Raw genomic sequence first — 26,153 nt, 5'->3', positions numbered from 1 at the left:
CGATATAGGTGAAGACTTCCCAATCCTACACTGTGGCCGGATAGCGTTACCCGGCCACAACGAACGCCGCCTGACGGCTTATTTCAAATGTGTTTTCAATTCGGTTGCCGCCTGTAACAGTGCCGCGCGGGTCGCCGGAACCTGGCTCAGCGCATTCAGCAGACCAAAGTCGTGAATCACACCGTTATACCGCGTGACGGTTACATCCACCCCGGCGGCATCCAGTTTGCGACCATAGGCTTCACCCTCATCGCGCAGGACATCCAGCTCTGCGGTCTGGATCAGCGCCGGTGGCAAGCCTTGCAGATCTGCGCTGGTAGCACGTAACGGTGAAGCCAGAATGTTATTGCGCGCCTGCGCATCGGTTGTGTAGGCATCCCAGAACCACTTCATCATATTTTTCGTCAGGAAGTAGCCGTTTTGGAACTGATGGTATGAACCGGTATCAAAGTTCGCGTCGGTAACCGGCCAGAACATGACTTGATAACGAATGGCTGGCGTATGGTGTTGTTTGGCCTGCTGGGCCACCGCCGCAACCATATTGCCGCCGACGCTGTTACCGGCCAGCGCCAGGCGTGAACCATCTACGCCAATCTCTTTACCATGCTCGGCAACCCAACGTGTCGCTGCATAAGCCTGTTCAATCGCGACCGGGAAATGGGCTTCAGGAGAAGGCGTGTAGTTAACGAAAACCGCCGCCGCGCCCGACTGCACCACTAAATCACGCACAAAGCGCTCGTGGGTTTGAAAATCGCCCAGAATCCAGCCGCCGCCGTGGAAGAACATGAATACCGGTAACGTACCGTGGCTATTTTTCGGCTTCACAATATTCAACGAGATTTTTTGCCCGTCGACAGTAATGGTTTTTTCGCTCACATCTGCGTCCGGCATCGCGGCGCCTTTTTGCGCGCCAATCAATACCTGCCGCGCCTCCTGCGGCGACAACTGCTCAATCGGTTTACCGCCGCTGCCATTTAACGCATCCAGAAAACTTTTCACTCCGCGATCGGCATACGGCGCATCGGCGGCAAAGCTACTGGCAGACATAGAAGCGAGCAGAACGCTGGTAAACAGGCTTTTCATTTTCATGGTCTTAATCCTCAATCTATTTTATTTACTATTAAATAGCACGCTATTTAAATGAATATGGGGTGTTGCGGGTTTGTTTGGTGAAGCTCAATTTAAGTTGTGCACTATTTAATATCAAGCTATTTTTTAATTAATTTTAATTTTTCTATTAACTTGCTGTTTTGTAACAGGTTAAAATTTGGCGCTCACGCCAAGGTTATACATAAATTGTTCACCGGAACTCAGACCGCCCGTTTGTGAGACCGAGGCGAAGGCCGCCATGGTTTCTCCTAACGGCACATGCGCGCCGAGCGTGACATCAACCCAATTCGTATCCTGTTCAGCCGTATCACGGGTAAAAGAAGTGGCGGTGGACTTGAGGCCGCCGCTGGTCCGCCAGACATTATCGCCAAATTGATGGTTATAGCTGACCTCTGCCCACGGATTAACCCAGCCGAGTTGCGAATCAAACCGCCAACCCAGTGCGCCAATTTGCGAATGTGCGGTTTGGTCATTAAAGCGCATCGCGGTGCTGCTACTGCCGTTTTCGCTATAGCCGGAAACGTTGCTGTAATCGAGCGCATATTGCGCCACCGGCCCGGTACGCAACGCCGGGGACAACGGGAAATCCCAGCCTGCGGTAACGCGCGCGCCGATTTGTTTCCCCTCCGTATCGCCCGTTTCACTGCGGATAGCCGGGCCAAGCTGAATACGGCGGCGGATATCGTCATAATTCACCGAGGCAAAATGCACATCCGCATTAACGTAGCCATTCTCGAATAGCGCCAATTCGCTGTAGGCTGAAACTAACCAGCCACGCATTTTATACTGGTAATCCGGCGTGGGACGCTGGCTGTCATTCGATCCTGAGACCAGCGCGCCGATCAACCACGCTTCCGTTAGCCGGTAATCAACGCCGAGCGAAAGGTTATGGGTCGTAGCGTCGCCATCGGCTGCCGCCAGATTAGCCGTATAATCATCATGTTGCCCGGCATAGCCGCCATAAATCGTCACGTCGCCGACCGCGCGCGCATCATGGCGCTGCTGCTGTAAACGGCTATCCAGTGTGTTACGCACATCGCGCGACATAGCCAGCGTGGCCTGATTTAGCGCCACGACCTGCGCCGGCGCATCCAGTACCGATTGAATGTAATCGCCGATCAGTTGATGAGTGGCTGGCCCGGGATGTAAACGATCGGCAAACAGGAACGCCTGCGCGTGGGAAAAACCGGGCGTGGATTCGCCGCAGTCGCTGGCCGAAACGCCTGGCGGACACGCCATTCCTGCCGTATTACTCAGCCCATAGAGCGCGGGATCGGCAATGACCTCATTAAACAGCCGATTAATATCCACCCGCACAATATTGCCGTTCAACAGGGCGAGTTGCTGATCTTCCTGCTGGTTATAACGATCGGTCAATGCCGCGGCGTTCTGACTCGCACTCTCCCATGCGGTAATCAGTTGCCTGGCAATGGCTTGACGCAGCGTCGGGATCGCCGTGGCGCTGCCAGCGGCGGCATAGAGCGCATCATGAATGGCCTGTTGTCGCTGGTTAGCGTTTAACGTAGCGTGAGCATCCAATGCCTGAAATGCGGCAGCCAACGCGTTACTGGCAACTGGCGCCAGCCCGCTCTGAATTACGGCTTCCAACAGCGCAGGCGTTGCGCCAACATTGGGCACCGTCGGAACAATAATCGTGTCTGCGCCCGCCGCCATCAGCGTTTTTACCTGGCTTGCCGCCGCAAAAGCACTCCCGTTTACAATTTCCGTCGCACCGGCCGGGTTCAACGCCGCAGCGGCCAGGTCATTACCGCCGATCCAATGCACGTACAATCCGTTCGCATCGGCCTGCCCGTCATGCTGCGCTAAATAGGTTTGTACTTGTTGTTGGGTATTATCCTCGGGGTTTAATGCCGGAACCGCCACCGCGCCGCCTGCCGCATAGTTGGTGCCGCCCTCATCGGAAGGCGTGAGGGTTTGATGAATTTTTTGCGCCAGCACATCGTCATACAGTGGATGGCGGCTGCCATCCCAGGTATAACGACCATTGTTACCGCTATCGCTCAGGCTATCGCCAAAGACATACAGTTGATCCCAGCCAAAAGCTGGCGGCGCGCCATATAAATACCCGACCACCAATACCGTAATAACGGAAAAAGGGTGGCCTTTGCACTGTCTTTTCTGCAGCATAAAGGTGACTCCAGCCAGAGCCCAAACGCGAAAAGTTTCGTAGTATTTATGGATTAGAACAAATCCGTTTATTAACTATTGACCGTTTGCACACTACGTCAAGGCTTTCACCGGTAATTTATGCACGTTAATGATAAGGAATTTGAACCATGCAACGATGCGGTTGGGTTACTCAAGATCCGTTATACCTCGCCTACCACGATACCGAGTGGGGGATCCCGCAAACCGATAGCACGGCGCTTTTTGAAATGCTGTGTCTGGAGGGACAACAGGCGGGTTTGTCGTGGATCACGGTATTGAAAAAACGGGAAAACTACCGGCGCGCCTTCCATCAGTTTGATCCGCAAGCGGTGGCGCTAATGGGCGAGGCCGACGTTGAACGGCTGATGCAGGATAGCGGCATTATTCGCCATCGCGGTAAGATCTCCGCCATTATTGCTAACGCGCGGGCGTATCTGGCGATGGAGGCGCAAGGTGAAGAATTTACCCGTTTTGTCTGGAACTTTGTCGATAACCAACCGCAAATACACCGTTATGCGGATTACCGGGCAGCACCGACGCAGAGCGCGGTTTCGGAAGCAATGTCAAAAGCGCTTAAAAAACGCGGCTTCAAATTTGTTGGCTCCACCATTTGCTATTCGTTTATGCAAGCCTGTGGGTTAATTAACGACCATATTACCGGCTGTTTTTGCCATCCCGATAATAATCAGTAGCGTAACTTTACAAACCAGGACATTCCCCAGGATATTTTCTCCATCATTACACGGCATAATTAGGCCGCGTACGGGTGTCACCTCACCCATGGAAACCTTCCTGAGGGAATATGAATGAAAAAAAGCGTTATCGCGTTATCGTTGCTGCTAAGCGGCACAATGGTACTTTCTGGCTGTACGACTAATCCTTATACCGGCGAATCGGAAGCGGGTAAATCAGGTATTGGCGCAGGCTTAGGCGCGCTGGTCGGCGCAGGCGTTGGCGTGCTCTCTTCTTCGAAAAAAGATCGGGGTAAAGGCGCGTTAATTGGTGCGGCATCCGGCGCGGCGTTGGGCGGCGGCGCGGGTTATTACATGGATGTGCAGGAAGCCAAACTGCGTGACAAAATGAAAGGTACCGGAGTTAGCGTTACACGCAATGGCGATAACATCATTCTGAATATGCCGAATAATGTCACCTTCGACTCTAACAGCAGTACGCTGAAACCGGCGGGCGCGAATACGCTGACCGGCGTCGCAATGGTGCTGAAAGAGTACCCAAAAACAGCGGTTAACGTTATCGGCTACACCGACAGTACCGGCACGCGTGAATTGAATATGCGATTATCGCAACAACGCGCGGATGGCGTGGGTAGCGCTCTGATTACCCAAGGCGTGGCGGCGAACCGTATCCGCACCAGCGGCGCAGGCCCGGATAACCCTATCGCGACCAATACGACCGAGGCCGGTAAGGCGCAAAACCGTCGGGTTGAAATTACCCTTAGCCCACTCTCTTAACCCGCCGGATTGGGTTCGCTATCGGAGCGCGTTGACGCCAATAGCGGACCCACAGTAAAAGCTATGGTAGTCTCTGCCTGAACGAGCACAGAGAAGGAAAGCTATGAATCGTAAGGGCGCCCGAGCTACCATCAGCGATGTCGCGAAAGCGGCGCAAACCGGTAAAACCAGCGTTTCCCGTTATCTTAACGGCGAGTTGCAGGTCCTTTCGGCTGATTTAAAACAGCGGATAGAGCACGCCATTGCCGCGCTGGATTATCGTCCTAGCCAGATGGCGCGTGGTCTAAAACGCGGCCGAACACGGTTGATTGGCTTGATCATTGCCGATATTACCAACCCCTATTCCGTCGACGTACTGAGCGGGATTGAAGCCGCCTGCCGGGCGCAGGGGTTCACTCTGCTGGTCTGTAACACCAATAACGAAGTAGACCAGGAACAGCATTATCTTCAATTATTAAGCAGCTATCAGGTGGAGGGCATTGTGGTCAATGCCGTTGGCATGCGCGAAGAGGCGCTGGGCCGGCTGCAACAATCACTCCTGCCAATGGTGCTGATTGACCGTAAAATTCCTGATTTTGCCTGCGATGTCATTGGGCTGAATAACACCGAAGCGGCGACGGTAGCCACTCGCCACCTGATTGATCAAGGTTACCGGGCGTTGCTGTTTCTTAGCGAGCCTCTCGGATTAGTGAACACCCGTCAGGAGCGTCTGGAAGCCTTTGTCTCCTGTGCACGCGATCGCCACGATCTGATTACCGAAAGCGCCGAAGTGGCGCTAACCGACGCTGACCAACTTGAACAGGTATTACTCGACTTTTACCAGCGCCATCGCGGTGAGCCTGCCGCAGTGTTGGTGGCAAACGGCGCACTCACGCTCCAGGCCGCGCGGGCATTGCGCCGTCTTGGCCTGAATTGGGGCGAGGAAATCGGCCTGCTTGGGTTTGACGAGTTGGAATGGGCGGAGCTGGCAGGCGTTGGTATCACCACTCTGAAACAGCCGACCTGGCAGATAGGCTATGCCGCTCTGGAGCAGGTGATTCGTCGTATCGAGGGCGATAATGCGCCGGTGAGCGAGCAGGTTTTTTCCGGCGAATTAATTGTGCGGGGCTCCACGACAACGCGGTGAAATTTTCCGTTCTGCGTACCAATCGGGTTTATCTCTAACCGCCTTCCGAAAAACGCTCTCCCTTTCAAAAAATTACCGCCGAAATATGCCCTACCGGTGAGGCGATCCTCGCCGTGACGTCGGCCCTATTGCAGTAATCGCACGGCTGCCGTGTGCGCTCACATTGTGAACGCGATCATAGTTTATCGCTCTGCTACTTTGCTTTGGAACCGGTTCCATTTAACGTTTATCTCAAACGAGGCGTTTTTTGCCCGGAGGAATAGATGAAGCGAGAAGTCATTGTGGTGACGGCGGCATACGGTCATCAGCAGGTACAGGCATTGGGCGGTCAACACGCGTTGTTACCGATCATTGCCGCCGCAGGAGCGGATGGCGTCGAGATCCGCCGTGAGTTGTTAGATGAAACCGAACTCACACAACTTACGCAGTTAGGGCAAGCCATCGCCCGCCATCAATTAACCGCCTTTTATTCGGTGCCGGAAGCGCTGTTTATGGCGGATGGCACGCTCAATCCCCACCTTGAACGCCGTTTTCAGGAAGCGGAACAACTGCGGGCGCAGTTGCTGAAGTTTTCTCTCGGGCATTATCAACGCGGTTTTGATAGCCACGCACTCAGGCAGCTACAGGCTAATCATCAGGTTCATCTGGTGGTGGAGAATGACCAAACCGACTGCGGAAAACTCAGCGCGCTGGAGAGTTTTTTCCATGACTGCGGCGAAACCCGGCTACCGAACGGGATGACCTTCGATATGGGTAACTGGCGCTGGGTGGGCGACGATGCACTGGCGGCGGCTGACATGCTGGCCCGCTACGTTAGCTATATCCATATCAAAGTCGCGGTCCCGCATGATGATAGCTGGCGCGCCGTGGCGCCGGACGAGGCGGATTCATGCTGGCGTGAGTTGCTACAAAAACTGCCTACCGATGTGCCACGCGGCATTGAGTTTCCCCTACAAGGCGATGACCTGATAGCCATTACACGCCACTACGTTAACCTGCTACGAGAGGAGTAAACGCATGACTACCCATGCAAACGGTACGTTGGATGCCGTAACGATTGGTGAAGCGATGGCGATGTTTATTGCTCGGGAAACTGGCGATCTGGCTGCCGCCGAATGTTTTACCAAACGTGTAGCGGGCGCAGAGTTGAATGTGGCGATCGGCCTGGCGCGTCTCGGCTTAAAAGTCGGCTGGGTGAGCCGCGTCGGCAACGATTCCTTTGGGCGCTTCGTGCGTCAACAGTTGGAAAAAGAGGGGGTCGACCACCAGCAGGTCACGGTCGATAACCGCTATGCCACCGCGTTCCAGCTAAAATCAAAAGTAGAGGACGGCTCCGATCCACAGGTTGAATATTTTCGTAAAGGCTCGGCGGGCAGCCACCTTTCGCCTGATGACTTTGATTACGACTATTTTGGCGCGGCGCGTCATTTACATCTGAGCGGCGTCGCTGCCGCGCTGTCTGGCAGCTCACTGGAACTGTTAAAACTGGCTGCCAAAGAGATGCGTTCGCGCGGAAAAAGCCTGTCGTTCGATCCAAATTTGCGCCCGGTATTGTGGCCAAGCCAGCGTGAAATGGTCAAACAACTCAATTTGTTAGCCGCCTACGCCGACTGGGTAATGCCGGGGATTGAGGAAGGCAAAATTCTCACCGGCTTTAGCCAGCCGGAAGCGATGGCGGATTTCTGGCTCGATAAGGGCGTAAAAGCCGTGATCATTAAAACCGGCTGCGATGGCGCCTGGTACAAAACCGCCGAAGGCGAAACAGGCCAGGTCGCGGCGATTCGTGTCGATAACGTGGTCGATACAGTCGGAGCCGGAGATGGCTTCGCGGTTGGCGTGATTAGCGCATTGCTGGAAGGAAAAAGCCTGCCGCAAGCGATCATGCGCGGCAACAAAATCGGCTCACTGGCGATCCAGGTAACCGGCGATAGCGAAGGTTTACCGACGCGCAGCGAGCTAGGCGATTATTAACCGCGTGTCTCGCCATTTTCGCCAATTATCGCGGCGAAATGTTGCACGATGGGTACGCGGCCACCTCAACAGAGGACACTATTATGCATCAACAGACCATTGCTCCTAAACGCTGGTGGTACATCATGCCCATCGTGTTTATTACTTACAGTCTGGCGTATCTGGATCGGGCAAACTTTAGTTTTGCTTCGGCTGCCGGAATCAATGACGATTTAGGCATTACCAAAGGAATGTCGTCGCTACTCGGCGCCCTGTTCTTTCTGGGCTATTTCTTCTTCCAAATTCCCGGCGCGATGTATGCCGAGCGCCGTAGCGTGAAAAAACTCATTTTCTGGTGCCTGCTGTTGTGGGGCGGCTGTGCCTCATTAACCGGGATTGTTAGCAATATTCCAATGCTGGTGGTGATTCGTTTTGTTCTCGGTGTGGTTGAAGCGGCGGTAATGCCAGCCATGCTGATCTATATTAGTAACTGGTTCACTAAATCCGAACGCTCGCGCGCCAATACCTTTCTCATCCTGGGTAATCCGGTAACGGTTCTCTGGATGTCGGTGCTTTCCGGTTATCTGATTAACGCGTTCGGATGGCGCGAAATGTTTATCTTTGAAGGCATTCCGGCGGTGATCTGGGCGGTAGCCTGGTGGTTTATGGTGCAGGATAAACCGGCACAATCACGCTGGCTGAGCGAGGAAGAGAAAGCCGCATTGCAGGCGCAGTTACAAAAAGAGCAGGAAAATATCAAAGCGGTGCGTAATTACCGCGAGGCATTTAAATCGCGTAACGTGATTATTCTCTGTCTGCAATATTTTGCCTGGAGTATTGGCGTGTATGGCTTTGTACTGTGGCTGCCGTCAATTTTACGTAATGGTACGCAGATGGGCATGGTTGAAGCGGGCTGGCTCTCCGCCGTGCCATATTTAGCCGCCACCATTGCGATGATTGTGGTTTCATGGGCCTCCGATAAAACGCAAAACCGGAAACTGTTCGTGTGGCCGCTACTGTTAATTGGCGCGTTGGCATTCCTCGGTTCGTATCTGGTGGGTACCAATAATTTTTGGATGTCCTATACCTTATTAGTGGTGGCCGGTGCCGCAATGTATGCGCCATATGGCCCGTTCTTCGCTATCGTGCCGGAGATGCTGCCGCGTAATGTCTCCGGCGGCGCCATGGCGCTGATCAACAGTATGGGCGCGCTCGGCTCCTTCTTGGGGTCATGGGTGGTGGGCTACCTGAACGGCGCCACCGGTAGCCCGGCGGCCTCGTATATCTTTATGGGTGCGGCGTTATTGGTTTCCGTCTGGCTGACGCTGATCGTGAAACCGGCCCGCAATCAGCAAGCCATACCGGAACAACGGGCAAAACACGCCTGACGTCGCGAGCCGCGGTCTCGGGCTTACGCTACGCATTCGCGGGCGGGCAGCACAACGCCGCCCGCCGTTTTATTTTGATTTGTCACAGCTTATTAGGGAGAACGCATGAAGCCTTCAGTGGTGCTGTATAAAACCTTACCCGATGATTTACGCACACGTCTTGATGCGCATTTCAACGTGACCGCTATCGACGGGCTCACGCCGGAAAACCTGGAAAAATATGCCGATGCGTTTCGCTCGGCGGAGGGGATTCTGGGCGCTGGCGGCAAAGTGGACGCCAGCCTGCTGGATAAAGCGCCCAAACTCCGCGCCGCCTCCACCGTCTCAGTTGGCTATGACAATTTCGATGTCGAGGCGCTTAACCAGCGTGGCGTGATTTTAATGCACACCCCCACGGTGTTAACCGAAACCGTGGCCGACACCATGATGGCGCTAGTGCTGGCCTCCGCCCGTCGCGTGGTTGAAGTCGCGGAGCGCGTAAAAGCGGGCGAATGGCAACGCAGCATTGGCCCCGACTGGTTTGGCATCGACGTTCATCATAAGAAACTTGGTATCCTCGGCATGGGGCGCATCGGGCTGGCGCTGGCGCAGCGGGCGCACTTCGGCTTCAGTATGCCGATCCTCTATAATGCGCGTAAGCATCACGAGGAAGCGGAACAGCGCTTCGACGCGCAATATTGCGACCTTGATACGCTGCTTAAAGAGTCTGATTTCCTGTGTATTAGCCTGCCGTTAACCGAACAGACGCATCACCTGATTGGACGCCAGCAACTGGCGAAAATGAAACCCGGCGCGGTACTGATTAATGCCGGTAGGGGCCCGGTCATTGATGAGCAAGCGTTAATTGCCGCGCTGAAGGATGGCACCCTGCATGCCGCCGGTCTGGATGTGTTTGAGCAGGAACCGCTGCCGGTCGATTCTGAGTTGCTGAAATTACCCAATGTAGTGGCGTTGCCGCACATCGGCTCAGCCACGCATGAAACCCGTTACGGTATGGCACGCGATGCGGTTGAGAACCTGATTGCCGCACTCACCGGCACCGTTGACAAAAATTGCGTCAACCCGCAGGTGCTACGCTAACCCCTCTCGTCCGCCGCTCTGCTGGCGGACGTTAATTGTCTTTCCGCTGTCGGTGCCCATTGCACCCTGGTTTTAGGGGCGTTATGGTGAGCGTCCTATTTACTCTTAACTAACGATTTACACGCTATGAGTTTTTCCGCTTTCGGTGACAAATTTACGCGCCATTCGGGCATTACCCGCCTGATGGAAGATATGGGAGAAGGGCTGCGCACACCGGGCACCGTGATGTTAGGCGGTGGTAATCCGGCGCAGATCCCGGCGATGACGGACTATTTTCAGCAATTGCTGCAACGCATGCTCCAACAGGGAACGCTCACCGACGCACTGTGTAATTATGACGGGCCGGGCGGCAAAACCACGCTGCGTGAAGCATTGGCGACGTTGTTACGTGAGCAGCTAGGCTGGCAGATCGCGCCACAAAATATTGCGCTAACTAACGGCAGCCAAAGCGCCTTCTTCTACTTGTTTAATCTCTACGCTGGTCGCCGCACGAATGGCGCGAAAAAACGCGTACTGTTCCCGCTGGCGCCGGAGTATCTCGGTTACGCCGATGCCGGGCTGGATGACGATCTCTTTATTTCCGCCCGCCCTAACATTGAGCTATTGCCGGAAGGCCAGTTCAAATATCACGTGGATTTTGAACATCTCTCCATCACCGAGGATATTGGGCTGATTTGCGTGTCGCGCCCCACCAATCCAACCGGTAATGTGATTACCGATGAGGAGTTGTTGAAGCTGGATGCGCTGGCGCAGCAACATCAGGTGCCTCTGCTGATTGATAACGCGTATGGCGTCCCCTTCCCTGGCATTATTTTTAGCGATGCGCGTCCGCTGTGGAATCCGAATATCATCCTGTGCATGAGCCTGTCCAAACTCGGCCTGCCTGGCTCTCGCTGCGGTATCATTATTGCCGATGAGCCGGTGATCTCCGCCATCAGTAACATGAACGGTATTATCAGCCTGGCGCCAGGCAGTGTCGGGCCGGCTATCGCCACCGAAATGATCCAGCGTGGCGACTTGCTGCGGCTTTCAGAACAGGTTATTAAGCCGTTCTACCAGCAGCGGGTAACACAGACCATTGCTATTATTCGCCGCTATTTACCGGAAGAACGCTGCCTGATCCACAAACCGGAAGGCGCTATTTTCCTTTGGCTGTGGTTTAAAGATCTGCCGATTACCACCGAAGTGCTGTATCAACGGTTAAAACAGCGCGGCGTGTTAATGGTACCGGGCCATTTCTTCTTCCCGGGCCTGGAACATCCCTGGCCGCATACGCATCAATGCATGCGGATGAATTACGTACCGGATGGCGAGCAGATAGAGCGCGGTATTCAAATTCTCGCCGAAGAGATTGAGCGCGCGCACGCGGAAAGCGCCTGACAAGCTATGCCGACGTGATCGATTGGGTTATCTTAGGCGTGCAAACCGGATAACCGAATCATCGGCCTCTCCATCAGGTCAGGGGTAGTCACAGCCATGGGTAAACAGGCCACTACGCTCAAACAGCGCGAAGTGCAACGGATTATAGATAAGCTCTCCAAAGCGATCGCTCAGCATCGTTTACGGCCGGGTAGCCGCCTGGTCGAAGCGCAGATCGTTGAGGCGCTAAACGCCAATCGTAATCATGTTCAAAGCGCGTTACAGCGGCTGGCAATGCAGCATATTGTAACGATTGAGCCTAATCGTGGCGCGATTGTCGCCCAACCGACGGCAACCGAGGCGCGGGAGATTTTTATCGCCCGCCGGGCAATTGAGCGGGCGATCATCCAGCAAATCACCCCACGGCATGTTGCTGCCTGGCAGGCCAAAATAGAAGCGCATCTGCACCACGAACGTCAGGCGACCTGTAATACCGATCGTCAGTTAATTGTTCGGCGTCTGAGTGACTTTCATTTGCTCCTCGGTGAGATCAGCGGTAATCGGGTGTTAAATGAAATTCTGGCTAACCTGATGGTGCGCAGTTCGCTAATTGTCTCGTTGTACCAACGTAATGATGTGCCTTCCTGTCAATCGGATGAACATCAGGAGATCTTCGCGGCGCTGGCGGCAGGGGAAAACCTGCGTGCGCAGGAGATGATGATGGCACATCTGGATGAGCTGGAAAGCCAACTGGCGCTGGATACCTCTCTCGCGCCAGAGGCTTCATTACATCAAATCTTGCTGGAAACCTAACCCATCAAACGTCATGCGGGAAGGCAGGGCGAAACAGTTGGTCTAACGGTGGATGCTGATAACTCCTCTCCGGATACGTTGCCATCAGCCCGGTAAACTGCTGCTGGGCCTGACGATGCAGTGCCGCTATATCCAGTTTCATCTTCACTAATTGGCGGTCCCACACCACTTTCTCACCGGCAACAATCACGCCGCGCAAATCACGCCCATTGCCATTAATCACCAGGGTGGTGATCGGGTCAAAAATTTGTCCCAACGCCGGTTCATCTAGCGAGAACAGCGTGATATCGGCCTGCGCACCAGGCGCTAACCGACCGAGGTCATCCCGGCCCAAGGCTGCCGCGCCGCCGAGGGTTGCCATTCGGTAATAATCCGCCGCGCTGGCCGCATCGATCTTTTTCGCCACTACCCGGCTTAACAGCGTACCGATATGAAGGTTAGTTAACATATCCGGTGGGAAGGTATCCGTACCCAATGCCAGGTTAACCGACGCCTGGCGTAACGCAGCGAAAGATTCCAGATATTTAGCATGTCGTCCGGAGACCAACGGACAGGCGACGACAGTGGCCTGCGACGCACTCAGTAACCTAATATCATCGGCGATTGAGGCTGGGCTGGCGTCGGGGCCGCCAAGGTATTGTCCATGCGGCAAAATCATCTGACGATTTAACAACTGATAATCATGCAGTACCTGAATGGACGAGCGCCGCTGGTAACGACGCGCCACTTCGGCAACCTCCAGTTCGCCCTGACAGCAATGTAGCCGGGTTGGGCAGCCGAGCGCCTTTACCGCCTCACTTAGCGCCGCCAAAAGCCCTGGCGTACATCCCTCAATACGGTCGGGCGCCAGCATACCGTTCAGGCGCGAAACGCCGCGTTGCTCAAGCCGCTCAACAAAGGCAACCGCCTGCGCCAGCCCGGCCAGCCCGCGCGCCTCATCAAAACGCATCCCGAGCGAGCCATCCGCTTCCACCACATGATGGCCCGACATAAACGCCGGCCCCAGCCAGGCACGAATACCGAGACTTTCCGCGACATCCGCCGCGTATAGATACTCATCAAAAGTCTCGGCCCACTCCCGGTAGAGGATGGAGGTAATTGGCAGTGCGGTAGTGATGCCATTAAGCAATAACTGGCTGTAGGCATAGCGTTTGTTGAAATCCAACGCCTCCCGGCTGTAGAGGCAACGTCGTGTCCAGTCTGCCGCCACAATACGCCCGGTTCGCCAGCCCGGCTGGTTATCGAACGCCAATACGGTGGTATCGAGATCTCCCAGCGCATCAAGATCGATAAACCCCGGCCCGGCGAGTGCGTTTCCGGCATCAATCTCTTCGTCAACCTGGCCGGAATAATCTCGGCCGACAAACAGGATGCGCTCCCCCTGCCAAACCACTTCACCATCAGCCACCAGACAATGGTCACCATTACGGTAACCGACCACCCAAGCCGCCCGTAGACGGATAACCCGCTGATGGCTTGCCATTAGAGGCAGAGCTCGCCGTTAGCCACCACCACGCGACCCTGCTTAATCACCGTGCGCCCGGCCGGTTGCGCCACGATCGCTTCTGCCATCACCCGGGCGGGGACTAACACCAAGTCGGCAGTACAGCCAGGCGCGATACCATAATCCGGTAGGTTCATGACGTGAGCGCCGCCGTGGGTAATGGCGTCCAGCGCGCGCGCCATCTCTTTGTCTTTGCGCCAGCGGTATTTCAGGCCAATCATCATCGCCCGGAACAACATGTCACCATTGCCATAAGGGTTCCAGGTATCGCGCACGCCATCGTTGCCGGCACAAATAACCACGCCCGCTGCGCGCAATAATTGATACGGCGGCACCGCAATATCCACCGGCGCGGTGGTCGCGATCGAAATACCCAGCGCGGCAAGTTGTTCCGCCAGCCGCTGCTGTTCTTCAATAGCCACCATACCCAGGCAAAACGCATGGCTGATAGTGACTCTATTTTGCAGGCCGAACTCACGCGTTTTATCCAGAATCAGGCCCACGCTAAACGCCCCCAACTCCCCCCGTTCATGCAGATGAATATCCACGCCTTTGCCTAACTCCGCCGCCAACCGAAAAATGATATTGAGGTGGGTCACCGGGTCTTGCTCATAAGCACAGGGATCAAGGCCGCCGATATAATCAGCGCCCGCCTCTAAGGCTTTACGCAGCCATGCTTCGGTGCCCGGATTGCGCAAAATTCCGCTTTGTGGAAAGGCAACGGTTTCCATATCCACCACGCCGCGTAACTTCTCTTTGGTGGCCATGACGCCTTCAAAATTCTGAATGCCGATTTCATTATCAATGTCGACATGGGTGCGAAAAGCGGTAGTGCCATGACGTAAACACTCCAGCACAATTCGCTGCGATTGCAGTTGTGGATCAGGTTGATGCTCACGCCGATAAGCACGCTCATTCGCGATAATGGTCCCTAATTCGCGCGGCACATCATTGACGTACCACTCGCGCCCCCACAGACTTTTATCAATATGCGCATGAGCATCAACAAAACCAGGAAAGAGCAGCTTATTTTCTGCGTCATGTACCGCGATATTGGCGGCAACATGGCTAATGTTGGCCGCAATTTGCTGAATTTTCCCCTCATGAATCAACATATCAACCGTCTCAGGTTGATGCCAGGGACGAACGTTTTTTAACAGAAGTGAGTGCGTCATAAAGTGTTCCTGTATTAAGCGTCAAGCTGATAATGGCATTCGATATGGTGTTCTGCCGATAACGCCCGTACCGGCGGCGCTTCACGGCGGCATAGCTCGGTGGCGTGTGGGCAACGAGGCTGGAAAGCACAGCCAGGCGGCGGCGCCAGTGGGCTGGGTATTTCACCGCTCAACGGCGTTCCGCTGCGAATTTTTCCCGGTTGAGGAATGGTATCAATTAGCATGCGGGTATAGGGATGACCGGGATGGTGGAAAATACGCTCTACCGGCCCCAGTTCCACAATGCGCCCGAGATACATCACCCCCACCCGATCGGAGAAATGGTGAATGACAGACATATTGTGGCTAATAAAAAAGTAGGTCAGCCCGAGGCGCTGTTTCAAATCGCTCATTAAATTCAGCACCTGTGCCTGTACTGAGACATCCAGCGCCGAGGTCGGCTCATCACAAATCATCAGCGCTGGCTGGGTCGATAATGCGCGGGCAATCGAAATGCGCTGCCGCTGTCCGCCGGAAAACTCATGGGGATATTTGAACATGTCTTGCCCGGATAACCCGACCTGGCGTAACAACTCGCCAACTCTTTGTCGGACTTCGGCTGGCGTACCGGCCCGCCCTTGCAGGTTGAGCGGTTCGGCGATAATTCGCTCCACCCGCCAGCGCGGATTAAGGCTGGCGTAAGGGTCTTGAAAAATCATCTGAATATTTTGCGCGGCGGCAGCCTGCCCTGATAGCGAATGGTGATCCTCCCGCTCAATACTGCCCTGACTTATTGGCCAGAGCCCCACTAACGCACGCGCAACGGTGGATTTCCCACAACCGGACTCGCCGACCAGGCTAAACGTTTCCCCCTGATAAACGTCGAAACTGATTCCCCTTACCGCCCGTAGCGGTGTTTTTTTACCGCGCGAAAACAGGCCGCCATTGCCGTCATTAAAGGTGATATGTAAATCTTTTACCCGCAGCGCCACTGGGCGCGCTGGGGAATGCGCGTGTTGCTGTGTCATCGGCTTTCCTCTTCTTCACACTGCAAACAAGCCACCTGAACCTCGCCGACCGGTTTTAACGCCGGAATTTGCTGGCGGCACTGTAAACTGCCGTGCGGGCAGCGCGGATGGAAAGCGCATCCTTGTGGAAGCTGATTTAACCGTGGCATTGCGCCTTCAATTTGCCGCAAGCGCGCTTCCCGTTGATGCAATGAGGGGATCGAGGCCATTAAGCCCTGCGTATAAGGGTGTTGCGGATGCATCAGAATTTGATTAACCGGCCCGATTTCGACCAGCCGTCCGGCATACATTACTGCCACCCGATCGCAAATTTCCGCAATGACGCCCATATCGTGCGTAATCAACATCACCGCCGTCTGCGACTGCTTACACAACCGTTTTAGTAAGCCCAGTACTTGCGCCTGTACCGAAACATCCAGCGCGGTGGTGGGTTCATCGGCAATCACTAATGAAGGAGAAACGCACAGCACCAGCGCGATGATGATGCGCTGTCGCATGCCGCCGGAAAACTGGTGCGGATACTGCGCCATGCGTTGTTCCGGGCTGTTAATGCCCACTTCCGCCAATAAACGCACCGCATGTTGACGCGCCTGCTTTTCATTCAGCGGCAAATGGGTACGGATAGTCTCAATCAACTGCTCGCCCACGGTTATTACCGGGTTTAAGCTGGTTAACGGATCCTGAAAGATGGAGCCGATTTCACGCCCACGCAACGCCCGCCGCTGACGTTCATCCAACCGATCAATGCGCTGACCTTTAAAGTGAATCTGGCCGTGGCTAATATGTCCCGGATGTTCCAGTAACCCGGTAATCGCCGAACCGGTGAGGGATTTCCCGGCGCCGGATTCACCCACCATGCCGAGCAACTCGCCCGGATTGAGGGTTAACGAAACATCGGAAATAGCCCGTAATGCCCCGCGCCGCTGCATAAAATCAATACACAGCCCTTCGACCTGTAATAAAGGTGTACTGGTCATTTTGCTTATCCTCCCTGCTGTAATTTTGGATTAAGCACATCACGTAACCAGTCGCCGAGAATATTGAACGCTAGCGAGAGCGTGACCAGCACGATGGCCGGAAACAGTACTACCCACCACTGCCCGGAAAACAGGTATTGGTTACCTTCATTGATCAGCGTACCCAGCGAGGGTTGGTCTGGAGGCATACCAACGCCGAGGAATGACAGGGTAGCCTCGGTCAAAATAGCCAGGCCGAGGTGCAACGTCGCCAACACGAAAATTGGGCGGGTTACATTCGGCAGAATATGCGCGAACATAATATGCAGGTGCCCGCCGCCGCTGATGCGCGAAGCCAATACATACTCTTTGCGTTTTTCCAGCAGCGTTAAAGAACGAATGGTCCGCGCGTATTGCATCCATCCGGTTAGCGTAATGGCAACCACAATGATCGGCATTGCCATCGCTTCCTGACTCTCTTTCGGGATAATGCCGCGCGCCACGCCGCTAAGTAATAGCGCAAACATAATGGTGGGGATACTTAACATCGCGTCGGCAAATCGCATGATCAAGGTATCTAACCAGCCGCCAAAATAGCCGCTCAGCACGCCGAGCAAGCAGCCAAATACCACCGAGAGCGAAACACTGATTAGCCCAACGATCAGCGAGATGTGCAGGCCAAACAGCATTAATGACAGTAAATCGCGCCCCTGCACATCACTCCCCAACCAAAAACGCGGATCGCCTTCGCTCATCCACGCAGGCGGCAGCTCTGAGTCCATCAGGTCAAAACTTGAGGCATCAAAGATTGGATGCGGCGCCAGCCAGTGACTCAATAAACCGGCAATCAACAAAATAACCGCCCAGATAAACGCCACGACCGTGATCTTTGAACGCCAGAAAGCGTACAAAAAATCACTCTCCGCCCAGATGCCAAGCTGGCGACGCGTTCGTTGCCACCAGCGTTGGGAGGTGGTTTCCGGGCTCTTAGTTTCAGAAGGATTCATATCATCGTTCTCCGGTTAAGCGTGCTTCATACGCGGATCGATCAGGAAATAAAGCAAATCGACGACCGTGTTGATAACGATAAAAATCAAGGAGATGAACACCAGATACGCGGCGATAACCGGAATATCGACATAATTGATCGCCTGAATGAATAACAGCCCCATCCCCGGCCACTGGAACACGGTTTCAGTGACAATGGCGAAGGCAATCAGGCCGCCAATTTGTAGGCCAATAATGGTAATCACCGGCAGGAGCGCATTGCGTAAGGCGTGGCGGAACCAGATGCGAAGCTGGCTAATGCCGCGCGCGCGGGCAAATTTGATATAGTCGGTACGCATCACCTCCAGCATTTCTGCCCGTACCAACCGCATGATCAGGGTAATCATAAATAGCGAGAGTGAAACCGCCGGTAAGATAACCGCGCGCCAGCCGCTGGCCGACAACATGCCGGTACTCCAGAACCCGATATGCACCACCTCGCCGCGTCCGCTGGAGGGGAACCAGCCCAGCCATACCGAGAACACAATAATCAGCAAGATACCAATCAGGAAGCTGGGTAATGAGACCCCGATCAGCGACAGAAACTGCACGGCGCCGAGTAAGTAGCGGTTCTTACTGATCGATGACCATACGCCTAACGGCAACCCAATCACCAACGCGATGGCGACTGACACTGCAACCAGTTCCAGCGTCGCCGGTAAGCGCTCCATGATGAGTTGAAAGACATCAACTTGGTTGTGGTAAGAAATCCCGAAATTCCCGTGACAAATGCGCGTAATAAAATGCCAAAACTGCACCAGAAACGGGTCGTTTAACCCTAAGCGGGTGCGCAGTTCGATACGCTCCTGCTGGGTGGCGCTTTCCGGCAACATATTGTTGATGGGATCGCCAAGGTACTGAAACATTGAGAACGCCAGTAACGCAACGGTCAGCATTAACAGACACATTTGTAGTAGGCGCTTTACCAGATAACTGAACATAGCCTTTCCTCTACCGGATGATTATTTAAACTGGCCGTACCACAGGCGCACCACGTTATCCGGGCTCTGTTTTAGCGTGAGTTGTTTGCTGACCACCCACACCACCGGTTCAAAATGCATTGGGATGTAGGGCAGGTCGGACTGCGCTAAATTGATCTCCTGGCGCAACATTTCTACGCGTTTGGCTTGATCTAATTCCGGTAACGACGCTTCTATGAGTTGGTCAACACGCGGGTTGCTATAGCGCGGCAGGTTAAACATGCCGAAACCGGTATTGTCATTGGTATGCAATAGCTGAACGGAGATGTTATGCGCATCCATAATCGGCAGGTTTGCCCAGCCGATGACCGCAATGTCGGTTTTGCCGTTGTCGGTTATCTGGTTATAGACGCTGTACGGATGCACGTTCATGGTGGTTTTCACACCAATTTTCGACCAAAACCCCTGTACCGCCTGGCACCATTGCGGCGCATTAATGTAAGCGCCTTCTACGCAATCAAATTGCAGCGGAAACCCTTGCGGAAAACCCGCGTCGCTTAATAACTGTTTCGCTTTTGCTGGATTGTAAGGCAAGGCAATGGCGGATTTCGGGTCATAACCGGGGATGGCGGGCGCCAGGTAGGTATTTGCCACGCTGGTCATGCCACGCATGATTTTTTTCACAATCGCTTCGCGGTTAATCGCCATCATCAACGCCTGACGTACGCGGAGATCTTGCAAAGGATTTTTGCCGTTAGTGTTACCCGCATTCAGTTTATCGCGCAGGTTAAAGGCCAGGAAATCAACCCGCAGCGACGGGCTCACTAAGGTGGTGAGCTTAGGGTCAAGCTTAAGGCGATCAATATCCTGTAGCGGGACGTTGGTCACCAGGTCATATTCACCGGCCAGAATGCCCGACAGCCGTGTAGCATCGGAGGAAACCGGTTTAAAGATGATTTCATCAATATTGTTTTGCGACTGCGCGCGATTCCACCAGCCGGGATTTTTTTTGAGGATCATCTGCGCGTCACGCTGACGGCTTTCCAGCATAAATGGGCCGGTTCCGTTGGTGTTATTGGTAGCGTAACCTTCGGTACCCTGGCTAATACTGGTGGGTTTTAGTGCGTTATGCTGCGCCATCCAGCTTTTATCCATTATCAGGACGCCGCTCAGTTCATTGAGGGCAATGCCGCTTTTCTCTTTAAGATGAATATCAACGGTGTATTTATCCACCGCCACGGCGTTTTTAATCGAGGAGACGTTGGCGCGAACCCCGGAGTCCGGATCGGTGGCGCGGGCGATCGAGGCCACTACATCGTCAGCCTCAAAATCATCGCCATTCTGGAATTTCACACCCTGGCGCAGAGTAAAACGTAAGGTGGTGTCGTTAACATATTCCCAATGCGTCGCCAGCGTTGGCTGAAGGTTTAAATCATTATCGCGCTGCAACAGCGCTTCGTAGATATGGTTTTGAAACGCCAACGCGCTGGTAGAAGCAAACGCGTAGGGATCGAGCGTCGGTATATCCCCGGAGGTCGCCCAGCGCACCACATTCTGCGCCAGCGCTGGCTGGCACGAGAGACTGAGCAGTAAAAACGACAGCCAATATTTTTTCATGTTATGCCTTTTTATAAAGGTTGAAATACCCTGCGCGCCCCGATCGCATCGTTTCTCCTCGTCAAAATTGCTAGCAATATAGATACCGACAATATGGCTGGCGAATGAACGAGACTGAATGGGATGTGAGTGACGGCAAAAGACGCCGAATGTTTCCAGATTGACACACCGGTTACCGCAGATGTGTACGGTTATGACACTGCATCACATTGTTTAAAATTGCTAGCAATGTTGTTAAACAATATAACGCAACGCACACTCAATGCGGTCTATATGAGAACCGCGAGTGGGAAAATGTGATAAAGATCGCTAGCAATGTGTAACTGGCGGGATTAAAGATTGATCACTGTCACTGGCGTTTAGGATGCCGGCGGCAAGGAGTGCTGGCACCACTGCGCCAGTTGTTTAATGGCCTGATCAACTTCATCATTCCAGCCAAAACCCGCGTTGAGGCGGAAGCAGTGATCGTAACGATTATCGGTGGCAAAGATATGCCCCGGCGCAATACCGATGCCAGCGTTGCGCGCTTTGATGAACAGGGCGCGGACATTGAGCGCCTGACGGGGCATTTCTACCCACAGTACATAGCCGCCCTCCGGTTCCGAGACGCGGGTACCGGCCGGAAAGTAGCGTAATACCGCCTGGCGGATCTGGTTTATCTGCCGGGAAAGTTCGCGTCGTAATTTGCGCAGGTGGGCATCATAACCTCCGCTGCGCAGTAATTCGGCAATGGCGGCTTGGGAGAGGACCGACGTGCCCATGGTTGAGGTGTACTTTAACGAAGCAATTTTGCGCATAAAATTGGCGCTATGTACCCAACCAATGCGCATACCCGGCGCGACAGTTTTAGAAAAACCGCTACAGAGAATGGCGTTCGGACTAAAGGCGCGCATCGGGAAAGGCCGCCGCTCGCCAAAAGCGGTATCGCCAAAAATATCATCTTCAATAATAACGACATCATTTTCATCCGCCTGACGCGCGATATATGCCTTCTCCTCATTGGGAATACTCTTTCCCAATGGGTTATTAATATTTGCCAGGGTAACAAACGCTTTTACCGCCTTACGACGGAACAGAGCGGTTAGCGTTTCGACATTAATATAACCTTCGTGGCCCGCCTCAACTTCAATTACCCGTAAATTAAGGTTATGCAGCATTTGCAATAAGACAAAGTAGCAGGGCGATTCTACCGCGACCACATCACCCGGCATTACCGTTGCTCGCAGCGAAAGGGAAATGGCCTCAATACACCCATTAGTAATCAAAATATCGTCAGGATTAATATTACAGCCATACTCCACTGCGCGACGGGCAATTTCGGCTTTTAACGGCGCATAACCGGTGCCCTTTACCGTATTGCCTAATAAAAAGGGTTTGCTATAGCCCAATTGGCGCATTAACAACCCAATTCTTTTCACCGGATACAGCGCGCTGTCACCGTTGGCTAAGTCGAGGCGAACCCGACAATCCGCCCCCACCATCGCTAAATGCAACTCCGTCTGCTCATCCAGCGGCGCAATCGCCTTCGGCTGTTCCACTACCGCCGGTAAGTCACGCTGTGGACGTTGTAAGGGCGCAACAAAAAAGCCGGATTTCGGTTTCGCTACCGCATAGTGTTCATCTTCCAGCGTACGTAGCGTTTTGAGCGCAGTGGTTAAACTGACGCGGTACTGAGCGGCGAGCGTGCGCACCGAAGGTAAGCGCGTGTCCGGTAGCAGCGTACCTGCGTGTATCGCCTGTTTAATCTGTTCCGCAATCTGCCGATAGCGGCTACCCTGACTTTCCCGATCTGGCTTTGCGCCGGACATCTGTTCCACTCCATATCGCTCTGATCTGTGCCTGTTAAAGAAACTCCTTTGATAGTAGTTTACCCGACAAGTGCTTAACAATAACCAGGCTTGAAACAGTCATTCTTTAGCATTTTTTTTGGCGGGTCGTGTTCAGGAAATGGCGCGTCGCTTTCAACATCCGGGGAGCGTTATATTTATTTGCCAAAGGAAAAGTGAAAAATGAATAACCTTTCGGTCATGATGGAAAATATTGAAGTCTGGCTCTCTCCCTCAATTATTCATTCCGCAAGAAATTGCGCACGGCGATTAATTGATACTCTGCCCGATAAAGAAACGCTACGAAATAATCGCGTATTACTGGCTTATGGCGGCGGTAAAGATAGCAGCTATATGGTGGCCTATGTGCGTTATATCCAGGGATTATTGTGGCAGGAAAAAGGTGACACTTTCCGCCTGCGCATCAGTACCAATCGCCATGCCGGGATGAATGATTGCGTCATGGAAAATATCGACCGGGTGTATCGCGCGCTGCAAATACAGGGCGATGAGATGGTGGAGTGTTTGCTCACCGATGGTTTATTGATTCGCCCCTTCGAGCGTCATTTAGCCATGCCAGATGCCGTCCGGCAACAGAACCGCAATGATGTGCTGATGAATGGTCACCGCTTTCAGGCCGATGCGCGTTCTACTTTCTGTAATGCCTGTAACCTCAGTATGGTCAACTCTTTTGGTCTTGCCGCTCATTACGACGGTGGCGTTGACCTGATTATTACCGGCGATTCGCCGCAAGAACAAACCGCTTATGTCGCCTGGGCCCGACATCTTTCACGCCTGTTCGCGGCGCCAGAAGTTGAGAAGCGCGCCGGTTTTTCCGGTTTTCTCGAAACCCTCGACGGTGTAGCGGAACGCTATTTCGGCAACATTTATGGCGCGGAAAACGTGACGCCGGGTCACCGCATCACCCACCAACTGGCACGCGATCCGCTGTTCTTCAATATCTATCAGGATACCGCCTATGAGGCGGGCGCGCATTGGACATTACTCAACGATTTCATGCATTTCCGTTTTGACGAATTGATGTTTAGTTTCTCTGAATCGGATTGTGGCAACCCGACGCTGATGGCGCATATTCGCGGTCTGCGCGCGGAAACCCTGTTGCAACGTAGCTATGCCGAAGGTATTCGCGAATATGTGCGCTTCGCGCTCGGTCTGATGAAACAAAAGGATTTCCCACCGCATTTAATTACCGAAATGGCGGCGCGCTATCAGGATGACCAAGCGATTAACGCGCAGCGCGAGCGGGCCACGCAATTTGCCAGTAGCGCGTTTGGCCTTAATACCGGGCAATTGGTGTGCATGATCTATTCGCCGTTTACCGAGCAGGGAAAACATCTGGCGCACTATTTGGCGCAGGAACAACTGGCGCTTGATGCCAGCGACATTGATGCGTTGCTAGGCGGCAATCAAAGTAATCCGTCGCTGGCTGGTCGGCTGGAAGCGCTCTCCGGTTTGACGCTGGCGCAATTACGTCAATGCTGGCGCAGCCCGCTGGTCACTTCGCTACTGGAGAAAAAGCGTCACGATCCGTTGTCGCGCATTCTGCGTTACGACCCGCATAAAGCCATTATCCAGGTCAATAACGGCGTATTGCGCGACACCGTTAGTGAAGTGATTTCCGGCCGCTAAATCGAGGGTGAACCATGAAAAAAATCTTTCTGCAAATTGGCGCAACCCGGGATGGTCAGAATCCTTACTGTGAGGTCGCGCAGCGAGAAGGATATTTTACCGTACTGGCCGAAATGGGCGATTTTATTGATTATCAATCCATTGGGTTGAATCTGCCTTTCGATATGGTGTTGCGTATTAACCGACCGGAAAGCCCGTATGAAGTGATGCAGGCTTGGATGAACGCCGGTTTACTGGAGCATCCGCAGGTCGTGTTAGCCGGTTTTGAAGCCTATAACCAAAGCGCCGGACGGGTACGTGAAATGCTCGCCGACCCGCTTGACCGCCAATGTTTTATTCCGCTGGATAAATATGCGCAACGGATGGCGCTGAAAAAAGCACTGCCCAGCTTTCCCCAGCCGGAATTTCGTTTTTTCGCCTCGGCGCTCAGTATCAAAGATGCGCGTAACGCATTGATTTATCCCTGCGTGATCAAGCCAGTCGATGGTGGCGGCGGGTTAGGCGTTTGGCTGGTGAAAACGCCGCAAGAACTCGACAAGGCGGTGATGAGCCTGGTTTCCACCATGAACTATGGTGGACGCTGCTTCTCCGGCTTTATCGTCGAATGCTGTCTTGAAGGCCAAGAGTACTCACTGCAAGGCGTGGTCTGTGAAGGCCGACCCTACGCGCTGACCTGTTGCCAAAAGCTCATTGAGCGCATTGGCGAGGGCGACGGGCCAATCGGCTTTTACGAGTCGGGGCATGTTGGGGTTGCCGCGCACGATTTACCACCGGCTTTCACGCGCCTAATGCATTTTTGCTGCAAGATCTTCGACTATCGGCAAGGCGCCTTTCATATCGATTTTATTGTGGTTAATGGCGTGCCTCATTTTCTTGAAATGGGCTTCCGCCTCTCCGGCATGGGCGTTGTGAACCTGGTAAAAGAAGTCACCGGGCTTAACTGGGCGGAAATCGCCTTTAATCTGGAACAAGGGAAAAACTTTGGCGGTTTACCCTTTGATACGCCGCACCATGCCGTGGGGCAACTGCGTTTACGTCAGCGTCCACAGTTGGCGGCTGCAGAGCTGTGGATCCATCAAAACCAGCGCGGCACTATTGCGCCGCCGATTGCCTTGCCGCAGTTGATTGTTTCCCATGACTCCGCGCTGTATGCCGATTTAACCCGCCATGCCGGTATTCTCGGCACCTTGCGCCTTGAAGCCGCCGACCCACGAGAAATTATGGCGCTGTTTAATTCAGTGACCTCTATCCATCACCTTCCGGCAAGGAGGGATTTGCAATGTGCAGAATGATTATGGCGCACGGGGATTTCTCCGTTGCCGAGGTGATCGAGGCGGCAAGGGCAATGAGCTGCGGTGAAACCGCGCAGCATGAAGGCCTGATTAAGCAGCATCCCAACGGTTGGGGCTGTTTGTGGCTGGACAATGGTCAAATCCGCACCTTGCATGGTACCGGTCGCTTTGCCGATGCGCTGCCCGAACTGAATATCAAAGCGCTGCAGACACGCTTGCTGGCAATACATGTGCGCCATGCGACGCTGAGTAAAAATAGCGGCATTCAGTTCTCTCATCCCCTGCTGCGCCAGAGCGGCGGTACGCAGTGGTATATGATGCATAACGGTTTTTTGCCCACCATTTACCAAAACCTCGGTTTGCCCGCTTCACAGTTCGACTCAGCGGAATACCTCGAATACGTGGTCGACGGAGTGACGCCGTCAGATTTTACCCAACGCTATTTGCAGGAAAAGATGGCCAACGTCGCGCCTGGCGGCAGCGCCGGTAACGCGTTCTTTTTTACCGACCAGCAAGCCTGGGCTTGGCAATGGCATCCGGACGATACGCCCTACCCTCACTATTTCACCCTGCATTGCTGTCAAAACACGCGTAGCACAATTATCGCTTCGGAACAGATTCCGGCGCTGGGCGCCGCCGCGCACTGGCATCGAATGAGCAATCACCAACTGCATGAAATCACTTTTGCGGAGTAG

General features: G+C 53.9%; 22 protein-coding genes. 12 read left to right on the top strand and 10 right to left on the bottom strand.

Annotated features, from left to right (window positions below; genetic code table 11):
* Positions 1-78 precede the first annotated feature (78 nt).
* Both PMPD1_RS00225 and PMPD1_RS00220 read right to left on the bottom strand, forming a co-directional pair.
* The gene (locus PMPD1_RS00225) at positions 79-1,083 is read right to left on the bottom strand and encodes an alpha/beta hydrolase (RefSeq protein ID WP_435529746.1); all 1,005 of its coding nucleotides are present in this window, start codon (positions 1,081-1,083) and stop codon (positions 79-81) included.
* 177 nt (positions 1,084-1,260) lie between these two features.
* A complete protein-coding gene (locus PMPD1_RS00220; protein WP_173632167.1) occupies positions 1,261-3,258 on the bottom strand; it encodes an autotransporter outer membrane beta-barrel domain-containing protein in 1,998 nt (665 codons plus the stop codon).
* 149 nt (positions 3,259-3,407) lie between these two features.
* On the opposite strand from PMPD1_RS00220, the gene PMPD1_RS00215 reads away from it, so the two are divergent.
* The 9 genes from PMPD1_RS00215 (at position 3,408) to PMPD1_RS00175 (ending at position 12,464) form a co-directional block, all read left to right on the top strand.
* On the top strand, positions 3,408-3,971 hold the full coding sequence (locus PMPD1_RS00215) for a DNA-3-methyladenine glycosylase I (protein ID WP_173632166.1): 564 nt from the start codon (positions 3,408-3,410) through the stop codon (positions 3,969-3,971).
* Between the two features lie 114 nt (positions 3,972-4,085).
* The gene (locus tag PMPD1_RS00210) at positions 4,086-4,748 is read left to right on the top strand and encodes an OmpA family lipoprotein (protein ID WP_173632165.1); all 663 of its coding nucleotides are present in this window, start codon (positions 4,086-4,088) and stop codon (positions 4,746-4,748) included.
* A gap of 103 nt (positions 4,749-4,851) precedes the next feature.
* Positions 4,852-5,874, top strand: a complete 1,023-nt coding sequence (locus PMPD1_RS00205) for a LacI family DNA-binding transcriptional regulator (protein WP_173632164.1) — start codon at positions 4,852-4,854, stop codon at positions 5,872-5,874.
* Between the two features lie 263 nt (positions 5,875-6,137).
* Complete coding sequence (locus tag PMPD1_RS00200) at positions 6,138-6,887, top strand: sugar phosphate isomerase/epimerase family protein (RefSeq protein ID WP_173632163.1); 750 nt, start codon at positions 6,138-6,140, stop codon at positions 6,885-6,887.
* Between the two features lie 4 nt (positions 6,888-6,891).
* Positions 6,892-7,845 carry a sugar kinase gene (locus PMPD1_RS00195; protein WP_173632162.1) on the top strand — a complete coding sequence of 318 codons (954 nt, stop codon included), beginning with the start codon at positions 6,892-6,894 and terminating at the stop codon, positions 7,843-7,845.
* Between the two features lie 83 nt (positions 7,846-7,928).
* Complete coding sequence (locus tag PMPD1_RS00190; RefSeq protein ID WP_173632161.1) at positions 7,929-9,212, top strand: MFS transporter; 1,284 nt, start codon at positions 7,929-7,931, stop codon at positions 9,210-9,212.
* A gap of 105 nt (positions 9,213-9,317) precedes the next feature.
* Positions 9,318-10,292: a glyoxylate/hydroxypyruvate reductase GhrB gene (ghrB, locus tag PMPD1_RS00185; protein ID WP_173632160.1), complete on the top strand. Its 975-nt coding sequence runs from the start codon at positions 9,318-9,320 to the stop codon at positions 10,290-10,292.
* A gap of 126 nt (positions 10,293-10,418) precedes the next feature.
* The gene (locus PMPD1_RS00180; protein ID WP_173632159.1) at positions 10,419-11,672 is read left to right on the top strand and encodes a valine--pyruvate transaminase; all 1,254 of its coding nucleotides are present in this window, start codon (positions 10,419-10,421) and stop codon (positions 11,670-11,672) included.
* Positions 11,673-11,768: 96 nt separating this feature from the next.
* Complete coding sequence (locus PMPD1_RS00175) at positions 11,769-12,464, top strand: GntR family transcriptional regulator (protein WP_173632158.1); 696 nt, start codon at positions 11,769-11,771, stop codon at positions 12,462-12,464.
* Positions 12,465-12,468: 4 nt separating this feature from the next.
* On the opposite strand, the gene PMPD1_RS00170 is transcribed toward PMPD1_RS00175, so the two are convergent.
* The 8 genes from PMPD1_RS00170 to PMPD1_RS00135 form a co-directional block, all read right to left on the bottom strand.
* Entirely contained in the window at positions 12,469-13,947 is a 1,479-nt protein-coding gene (locus tag PMPD1_RS00170; RefSeq protein ID WP_173632157.1) for an amidohydrolase family protein, read from the bottom strand.
* Positions 13,947-15,143, bottom strand: coding sequence for an amidohydrolase family protein (locus PMPD1_RS00165; protein WP_173632156.1), 1,197 nt, complete (start codon positions 15,141-15,143; stop codon positions 13,947-13,949). The genes PMPD1_RS00170 and PMPD1_RS00165 overlap by 1 nt, the downstream gene beginning before the upstream one ends.
* 14 nt (positions 15,144-15,157) lie before the next feature.
* Positions 15,158-16,150, bottom strand: coding sequence for an ABC transporter ATP-binding protein (locus tag PMPD1_RS00160; protein WP_173632155.1), 993 nt, complete (start codon positions 16,148-16,150; stop codon positions 15,158-15,160).
* Positions 16,147-17,127, bottom strand: coding sequence for an ABC transporter ATP-binding protein (locus PMPD1_RS00155; RefSeq protein ID WP_173632154.1), 981 nt, complete (start codon positions 17,125-17,127; stop codon positions 16,147-16,149). The genes PMPD1_RS00160 and PMPD1_RS00155 overlap by 4 nt, the downstream gene beginning before the upstream one ends.
* A gap of 5 nt (positions 17,128-17,132) precedes the next feature.
* The gene (locus PMPD1_RS00150; RefSeq protein ID WP_173632153.1) at positions 17,133-18,113 is read right to left on the bottom strand and encodes an ABC transporter permease; all 981 of its coding nucleotides are present in this window, start codon (positions 18,111-18,113) and stop codon (positions 17,133-17,135) included.
* A gap of 15 nt (positions 18,114-18,128) precedes the next feature.
* Positions 18,129-19,094, bottom strand: a complete 966-nt coding sequence (locus PMPD1_RS00145) for an ABC transporter permease (protein ID WP_173632152.1) — start codon at positions 19,092-19,094, stop codon at positions 18,129-18,131.
* A gap of 21 nt (positions 19,095-19,115) precedes the next feature.
* Complete coding sequence (locus PMPD1_RS00140; RefSeq protein WP_173632151.1) at positions 19,116-20,690, bottom strand: ABC transporter substrate-binding protein; 1,575 nt, start codon at positions 20,688-20,690, stop codon at positions 19,116-19,118.
* 359 nt (positions 20,691-21,049) lie between these two features.
* Positions 21,050-22,498, bottom strand: coding sequence for an aminotransferase-like domain-containing protein (locus PMPD1_RS00135; protein ID WP_173632150.1), 1,449 nt, complete (start codon positions 22,496-22,498; stop codon positions 21,050-21,052).
* A gap of 201 nt (positions 22,499-22,699) precedes the next feature.
* Between PMPD1_RS00135 and PMPD1_RS00130 the strand changes: the two genes are divergently transcribed.
* From PMPD1_RS00130 to PMPD1_RS00120, 3 genes are read left to right on the top strand one after another with little or no spacing between them, the layout of a single operon-like run.
* On the top strand, positions 22,700-24,166 hold the full coding sequence (locus PMPD1_RS00130) for a hypothetical protein (protein ID WP_173632149.1): 1,467 nt from the start codon (positions 22,700-22,702) through the stop codon (positions 24,164-24,166).
* Positions 24,167-24,180: 14 nt separating this feature from the next.
* On the top strand, positions 24,181-25,458 hold the full coding sequence (locus PMPD1_RS00125) for an ATP-grasp domain-containing protein (RefSeq protein WP_173632148.1): 1,278 nt from the start codon (positions 24,181-24,183) through the stop codon (positions 25,456-25,458).
* Complete coding sequence (locus PMPD1_RS00120) at positions 25,446-26,153, top strand: class II glutamine amidotransferase (protein WP_173632147.1); 708 nt, start codon at positions 25,446-25,448, stop codon at positions 26,151-26,153. Before PMPD1_RS00125 ends, PMPD1_RS00120 begins: the two co-directional genes overlap by 13 nt.

This window comes from Paramixta manurensis (genome assembly GCF_013285385.1).
GTDB lineage: Bacteria > Pseudomonadota > Gammaproteobacteria > Enterobacterales > Enterobacteriaceae > Paramixta > Paramixta manurensis.
Note: the sequence above shows the minus strand (reverse complement) of the source record. Positions and strands in the feature narration are given on the sequence as shown.

What these genes read in the sequence shown, in the direction of transcription:
- PMPD1_RS00225 (WP_435529746.1), bottom strand. Translation starts at nt 1,083, where the DNA reads ATGAAAAGCCTGTTTACCAGCGTTCTGCTCGCTTCTATGTCTGCCAGT.
- PMPD1_RS00220 (WP_173632167.1), bottom strand. Translation starts at nt 3,258, where the DNA reads ATGCTGCAGAAAAGACAGTGCAAAGGCCACCCTTTTTCCGTTATTACG.
- PMPD1_RS00215 (WP_173632166.1), top strand. Translation starts at nt 3,408, where the DNA reads ATGCAACGATGCGGTTGGGTTACTCAAGATCCGTTATACCTCGCCTAC.
- PMPD1_RS00210 (WP_173632165.1), top strand. Translation starts at nt 4,086, where the DNA reads ATGAAAAAAAGCGTTATCGCGTTATCGTTGCTGCTAAGCGGCACAATG.
- PMPD1_RS00205 (WP_173632164.1), top strand. Translation starts at nt 4,852, where the DNA reads ATGAATCGTAAGGGCGCCCGAGCTACCATCAGCGATGTCGCGAAAGCG.
- PMPD1_RS00200 (WP_173632163.1), top strand. Translation starts at nt 6,138, where the DNA reads ATGAAGCGAGAAGTCATTGTGGTGACGGCGGCATACGGTCATCAGCAG.
- PMPD1_RS00195 (WP_173632162.1), top strand. Translation starts at nt 6,892, where the DNA reads ATGACTACCCATGCAAACGGTACGTTGGATGCCGTAACGATTGGTGAA.
- PMPD1_RS00190 (WP_173632161.1), top strand. Translation starts at nt 7,929, where the DNA reads ATGCATCAACAGACCATTGCTCCTAAACGCTGGTGGTACATCATGCCC.
- ghrB (WP_173632160.1), top strand. Translation starts at nt 9,318, where the DNA reads ATGAAGCCTTCAGTGGTGCTGTATAAAACCTTACCCGATGATTTACGC.
- PMPD1_RS00180 (WP_173632159.1), top strand. Translation starts at nt 10,419, where the DNA reads ATGAGTTTTTCCGCTTTCGGTGACAAATTTACGCGCCATTCGGGCATT.
- PMPD1_RS00175 (WP_173632158.1), top strand. Translation starts at nt 11,769, where the DNA reads ATGGGTAAACAGGCCACTACGCTCAAACAGCGCGAAGTGCAACGGATT.
- PMPD1_RS00170 (WP_173632157.1), bottom strand. Translation starts at nt 13,947, where the DNA reads ATGGCAAGCCATCAGCGGGTTATCCGTCTACGGGCGGCTTGGGTGGTC.
- PMPD1_RS00165 (WP_173632156.1), bottom strand. Translation starts at nt 15,143, where the DNA reads ATGACGCACTCACTTCTGTTAAAAAACGTTCGTCCCTGGCATCAACCT.
- PMPD1_RS00160 (WP_173632155.1), bottom strand. Translation starts at nt 16,150, where the DNA reads ATGACACAGCAACACGCGCATTCCCCAGCGCGCCCAGTGGCGCTGCGG.
- PMPD1_RS00155 (WP_173632154.1), bottom strand. Translation starts at nt 17,127, where the DNA reads ATGACCAGTACACCTTTATTACAGGTCGAAGGGCTGTGTATTGATTTT.
- PMPD1_RS00150 (WP_173632153.1), bottom strand. Translation starts at nt 18,113, where the DNA reads ATGAATCCTTCTGAAACTAAGAGCCCGGAAACCACCTCCCAACGCTGG.
- PMPD1_RS00145 (WP_173632152.1), bottom strand. Translation starts at nt 19,094, where the DNA reads ATGTTCAGTTATCTGGTAAAGCGCCTACTACAAATGTGTCTGTTAATG.
- PMPD1_RS00140 (WP_173632151.1), bottom strand. Translation starts at nt 20,690, where the DNA reads ATGAAAAAATATTGGCTGTCGTTTTTACTGCTCAGTCTCTCGTGCCAG.
- PMPD1_RS00135 (WP_173632150.1), bottom strand. Translation starts at nt 22,498, where the DNA reads ATGTCCGGCGCAAAGCCAGATCGGGAAAGTCAGGGTAGCCGCTATCGG.
- PMPD1_RS00130 (WP_173632149.1), top strand. Translation starts at nt 22,700, where the DNA reads ATGAATAACCTTTCGGTCATGATGGAAAATATTGAAGTCTGGCTCTCT.
- PMPD1_RS00125 (WP_173632148.1), top strand. Translation starts at nt 24,181, where the DNA reads ATGAAAAAAATCTTTCTGCAAATTGGCGCAACCCGGGATGGTCAGAAT.
- PMPD1_RS00120 (WP_173632147.1), top strand. Translation starts at nt 25,446, where the DNA reads ATGTGCAGAATGATTATGGCGCACGGGGATTTCTCCGTTGCCGAGGTG.